The sequence below is a fragment of the Candidatus Synechococcus spongiarum genome (genome assembly GCF_900047545.1).
Classification (GTDB): Bacteria; Cyanobacteriota; Cyanobacteriia; order PCC-6307; family Cyanobiaceae; genus Synechococcus_B; species Synechococcus_B spongiarum_C.
Map to the genome: position 1 here is coordinate 1 of NZ_FITM01000176.1, position 4,785 is coordinate 4,785.

The following is a 4,785-nucleotide window of genomic DNA, read 5'->3' on the forward strand; positions in this document are numbered from 1 at the left end:
GGGAATCCGCCTGATCCAGGGGCAGGGATTGGGGGCGGCCATGAATGGCCTCAACGGCCTTCGGATTCAGGCCCACTCCGCCTCTGGCACCACCCACTGAGATGGTCAGCCTTCCTGTCACGACAGCACGGCTCCAGGTGCTCAACCAGGATCTTCACCTGGGCCTGTGCAAGGGCCAAGTCTGGGCCGGAGAGTTTGCCTGGGTGTTCCATTGGCATTTCCGACAAGGGAAACTGCGGCTTGAGCCCTCCTTGGGGCGTGCCTTGATCGAGGACGCCCTGCTCCGCTTCCTTCTGCGCTTCGACCACCAGTTGGACGTGGGTGGGGAATACAACTTCCTGGTGCGGGCTACGGTCTGACGGCTGTTTTGAAGGAGCTTGGCATTACGTGCAGAGGGTGGCCCAAGCCCCGCTCAAGGATCACCAGGGCTGCCAGGTCGTCCACTGGTCTTGGGGGCTGCCGCAGTCCTTCCGGTAGCAGGCGTTGCCAGCCCCGGGGTGCATGCAGCTGCCAATAGCGCTCCCGTGCCTCCAGGCTTGTGTGGGCCTCGGACACCAGTTGGAGACGTTGAGAGGGCCACCAAGTGAGCAGGGCCGCCCGCCAGCGGGTGGAGCAGGTGCCGTCGCCCAGGTAAAGGCATGACGGTTGGCGCGCCAGCCACCACTCCTGGAGATGGCGCCAGCACCCATGGGGTGTGCAGATCAAGCAGATGTCCAAGTGCTGCCGGTTGCCGTCGCTGCACGCCAGGCCACATTTGCTGTAGCCGGGGTCCAGGCCAATGGCGCAGCCACCTTCAGCCATGACCAGGGTCCGGAGCCTCACCCGGAGGTGGGCTCTGCCAACGGACGCCCAGGTGGAGGGGATCCCCTATGTCGCTGTCCTGGAGGCTGAACGCCTCCAGGGTGGCTTGGGGATCAGTTCGACTCACCAATGTCCGAACCAATGTGGTCAGCGCTTCATCATCCAGGATGATCTGCATGTTCAGTACCCCCAGCCGGTTGGCCTGGTTGCGGGCCGTGGCCAGGAGCAGGCTGAGCCGCTGATTCACGGCCTCCGGGGAACGCTCATCCCCTTCAATAACCGTAGATGCCAGGATCTGACCCGCATCCAGAACCTGGCGACTGGGGCGCACATCGGCGAAGGCCAGCAAGGAGTTCTCCCCCAGCAGAACGTTGTTTGCGCTGCGGATGGTGACGATCCAGGCATGGCCACTTTGCAGTTCCCTGGCGATCTTCTCCACCTCGCTGGTGGGGATGTAAATAAGCTGCCGGGATGGCTGTTGACCCGGCAGCAGCCGCTCGTAGGCCGCCTGGTTGGCCCGATTCAGCAGGCTGTTAATGGCCACCTGGGCTTCGCTGGGGTGCGGCAGGGTCACCTTGGCCATGGCCAGGGGCTCGTTGCTGGCAATGGCCACGTCGCCACGACGCAGGGCTGCAATGCTGCGCCTGAGGGTATTCAGCACATTGACCTGGGTGTTAATTCTCTCCTGAAGCACCCCCAGTTCCTGATCCCGCCGATCCACTGCCTTTCCCAGTCGATCCTGCTCGTTGAGCAACTGTTGGCGCTGGCCATCCAGCACGTTGATGGTGTGCTGCAGCTCCCGTGTCTGAGCCTGCAACATGTCTGTGCGCTCCGTTAACCCCTGAACTTCAGCCTCCGCCTGGTTGCGGCTGCGCTCTGCACCCAGGAGCGCCGCGCGGCTTGTCACCAGGGCATCCTGGATGAATTCCAGGGTCTTCTGGGTCTTGCCGAGGTTCTCGCGGGTGGTCCATAGGTTCTCCTCAATGCGACCCAACTCGAACAGTCCCCGTCGCCAGCGGTCGTTGATGGTGATCAACACCACAAAGCTCAGTGCGGAAATCAGGCTGCCGGTGATGGCAGTGAACACCACGGCGGTGCGTCTGGGGCGCATCCTCAAAAAGGAGAGGCGGGCCTTGCCGATGCGCGTGCCCAGGCGGTCCCCCATGACCGCGAGCACACCGCCCAGCAGCAGGAGCGCAAAAATCAGCAACCAGCCAGACAGGACTTGTTCTTCGGACGATGAGCACCACTATGGGCTTAGCTGAACCGACGCGAGAGGGCCACAGGGTCGAAGATCGTAATTTTCTTGCGGTCGATTCTGAGCATCCCCTCGCTGCGCAGGTCCCCCAGCAGGCGGGTGATGGTCACCCGGGTGGAGCCAATGGCTTCGGCAATGGCCTGGTGGGACAACCGCAGGTCGATGGTGATCCCCTGATCCGCCGGAATGCCGAAGTCGCGGCACAGCACCAGCAAAAAACTCACTAGTCGGGACGACATGTCCCGGTGGGTGAGGGTTTCGATCATGGTCTCCGTCTGCAGGACACGGCAGGACAGGCCCTGCAGCATCATCAAGCCCACGCGGGCATCCGCCTCAATGGCCTGGCGTACGGATGCGGCAGGTGCGGAAATCATTTCCACACGGGTAAAGGCGACGGCGTGGTAGAAGCGATCCGAGTGGTGTCCGGTCAGCAGAGAGAGGACTCCAAACAGGCTGTTTTCCCGCAGCAGCGCTACGGTGATCTCCTCGCCGCTTTCATAGACGCGGGAAAGCCGCACCGCACCACACCGCAACAGATAGACCCGCTCGGCGGGATCTCCAGGGAGGAAAATGGTCTTCCCGCGCTCCACCAGGTCCAGGGAACTGCCCGCGAGACAGCGGATGATTGTGGTGAGCGTCCCCCCGGTGATGGCATCGGTGACTTTCCCGGACGCCTGGCTTGATGATGCGGTCTGAGGAAAGCTCATGGCCAAGGTGAAGGCAGAGGCACGGGGTCCACAGGCTCATGCTTGCCGATGGTTAGAGCCATCACTAATGCACAGCATATGGGACCTGACCCTAGAAATGCGGCCATCGGTCTCCCTGTAGCCAGCGACACCAAAATCATCCCCGCCTTGCAGACCAGCTTCCCGGAAAGAATAATGGTACATTTGAACCATGACGCCTCTGGCATTGTCAAAGCTCCTTGACAGTCAAGTGGCACTCCCCTCAGAGTTCAGACTTGTTCTGTTCCTCTGCAGAACCTTCCCCTTTGTCAGGCTTCACCTGCATGGCCACCACGCCCCTGGGCAGCAATCCTCCTCGTGCGACGACGGGACATCACCCCCTCACCCATGGTCACCGTCCGGGTTTACCGGTATGCAGCCATGGGATCTCCGGCCGTTTTGCCCAGCCTGACGGCCTCTTTCAGGTGACGGTTGCTCCCTTCCGGGGCTCCTGCAACGACGTGTTGAGCCAAGCCATCCGGGTTGCGGGCCAGGGTAGTCGGGTCATGGTTGCCCAATTCCTCAACGGTGGCATCAACCAAGGCCCGGAGAGGGCAACGAAGCTCTGCGGTAGCCTGGAATGGGTCCGTCCAGCCATTGACTGCTGCCTGGTGGATCCCTCTGCCATCAGCCTGCCCCATCGTCAGGCCGTCAAGGCTGTCTGGACTGCGTCCCGCCAACAACTCTTGTCCGGTGTCCTGGATTTGATGGTTCTCGACGAATTGGGCTTGGCCCTGGAGTTTGGTCTCCTGGAGGAGGACAACGTGCTCAATGCGTTGCGGCAGCGTCCCGCCGCGTTGGATTTGACACTGATTGGCTCGGCGATTCCCGACGCCATTCTGGACATGGCCAACCAAGTGACACGGCTCCGCTGTCGTCCGTCTTCTTCCCTCCAGCCCTCCAGCCATGCTGAAAAATGACTCCTGGATCCGGCATCAGGCCCGCCTCGGCATGATCGATCCCTTTCAGTTTCGCCTGGTGCGTCACCGGGATTGTGGGGGTCGGCAACAGTCTGTGCTCAGCTTTGGCTGCTCCTCCTTTGGATACGACCTGCGGCTTTCCCCACAGGAGTTCCTGGTGTTCCGCCACGTGCCGGGTACGGTGATGAACCCCAAGCGGTTCAACCCGTCCAACCTGGAGCCCACCGACCTGCACCACGACGAGGATGGGGACTATTTCATCTTGCCGGCCCACTCCTACGGCTTGGGGGTTGCTCTGGAACACCTCAAAGTGCCGGGTCACATCACGGTGATCTGTCTCGGCAAGAGTACATATGCACGCATGGGAATCATCCTAAACGCCACCCCTGCCGAAGCAAGTTGGGAGGGCCACCTGACGTTGGAGTTCAGCAACAGTTCCGGAGCCGACTGCCGCATCTACGCCGGTGAGGGGATCTGCCAACTGTTGTTTCTGGAAGGGGAACCTTGTGAAACCAGCTACGCAGCCAGAAACGGCAAGTACCACAACCAACCGGAACGGGTGACAATGGCCCGCATGTGACGGCTCTCAAGTGCGGAAGGGTTGACGGGGTTTAGGAATCGCCGTCACCCTGTGGGCGATCACCACGGGCCGCATGCCGTCTGAGGTGTCCAGTAGCTCCATCTCCCCCTCCACACGTACCCACTGGTCCTGCTGTGGCGGTGGGGCATCATCTGGCCATTGCACCGCCAGTTGCACCGGTGTGGCGTCGGCCAGGCAGCAGCGCACCAGCAACTGGGCCAGGTGGCGCTCCCCCGTGGCCGTCACCAGCACAAAACCCTCCACCTGAATCGGCTCGCCATGGAACAACTGGGGCTGAGAACTGCCCCGCAGCAGACGCACCCAGTCCACCAGATCCCGCTGCTCCGGCGGCAAGGCAAAGCCCGCCGCCAAGCCATCCAACTGGGCGGGAGGACGATGGCGCGCCAACGTGCTGAAGGACCCCCGGGGCGGCGCCAGAACAATCAACAGATTTGTGCAAACCACCAACACTGCCGCCCGCCATGGGGTGGAGCGGCGGGG

7 protein-coding genes are annotated in these 4,785 nt (G+C 62.1%); 3 read left to right on the forward strand and 4 right to left on the reverse strand.

Going from position 1 to position 4,785, the window contains the following annotated elements; all coding sequences use genetic code 11:
* The first annotated feature begins 101 nt into the window (after positions 1-101).
* The gene (locus FLM9_RS07515) at positions 102-359 is read left to right on the forward strand and encodes a DUF3146 family protein (protein WP_074457989.1); all 258 of its coding nucleotides are present in this window, start codon (positions 102-104) and stop codon (positions 357-359) included.
* Here the strand turns inward: FLM9_RS07515 and FLM9_RS07520 are convergent.
* From FLM9_RS07520 to ntcA, 3 genes are read right to left on the reverse strand one after another with little or no spacing between them, the layout of a single operon-like run.
* Positions 349-801 (reverse strand): RuvC family protein, encoded by a 453-nt coding sequence (locus tag FLM9_RS07520; protein ID WP_074457990.1) that lies wholly within the window; start codon positions 799-801, stop codon positions 349-351. The genes FLM9_RS07515 and FLM9_RS07520 overlap by 11 nt on opposite strands.
* On the reverse strand, positions 794-2,011 hold the full coding sequence (locus FLM9_RS07525) for a DUF3084 family protein (protein WP_180365347.1): 1,218 nt from the start codon (positions 2,009-2,011) through the stop codon (positions 794-796). Before FLM9_RS07525 ends, FLM9_RS07520 begins: the two co-directional genes overlap by 8 nt.
* A 47-nt stretch (positions 2,012-2,058) precedes the next feature.
* Positions 2,059-2,766 (reverse strand): global nitrogen regulator NtcA, encoded by a 708-nt coding sequence (gene ntcA / locus FLM9_RS07530; protein ID WP_074457992.1) that lies wholly within the window; start codon positions 2,764-2,766, stop codon positions 2,059-2,061.
* Positions 2,767-3,068: 302 nt separating this feature from the next.
* Here ntcA and FLM9_RS07535 point away from each other — a divergent pair, with 302 nt between their 5' ends.
* Positions 3,069-3,704, forward strand: a complete 636-nt coding sequence (locus FLM9_RS07535) for a cob(I)yrinic acid a,c-diamide adenosyltransferase (protein ID WP_074457995.1) — start codon at positions 3,069-3,071, stop codon at positions 3,702-3,704.
* Entirely contained in the window at positions 3,691-4,284 is a 594-nt protein-coding gene (gene dcd, locus FLM9_RS07540; protein ID WP_074457993.1) for a dCTP deaminase, read from the forward strand. The genes FLM9_RS07535 and dcd overlap by 14 nt, the downstream gene beginning before the upstream one ends.
* Positions 4,285-4,290: 6 nt before the next feature.
* Here dcd and FLM9_RS07545 read toward each other — a convergent pair.
* A partial coding sequence (locus tag FLM9_RS07545; RefSeq protein ID WP_143324656.1) for a TIGR03943 family putative permease subunit occupies positions 4,291-4,785 on the reverse strand: 495 nt, incomplete at its 5' end.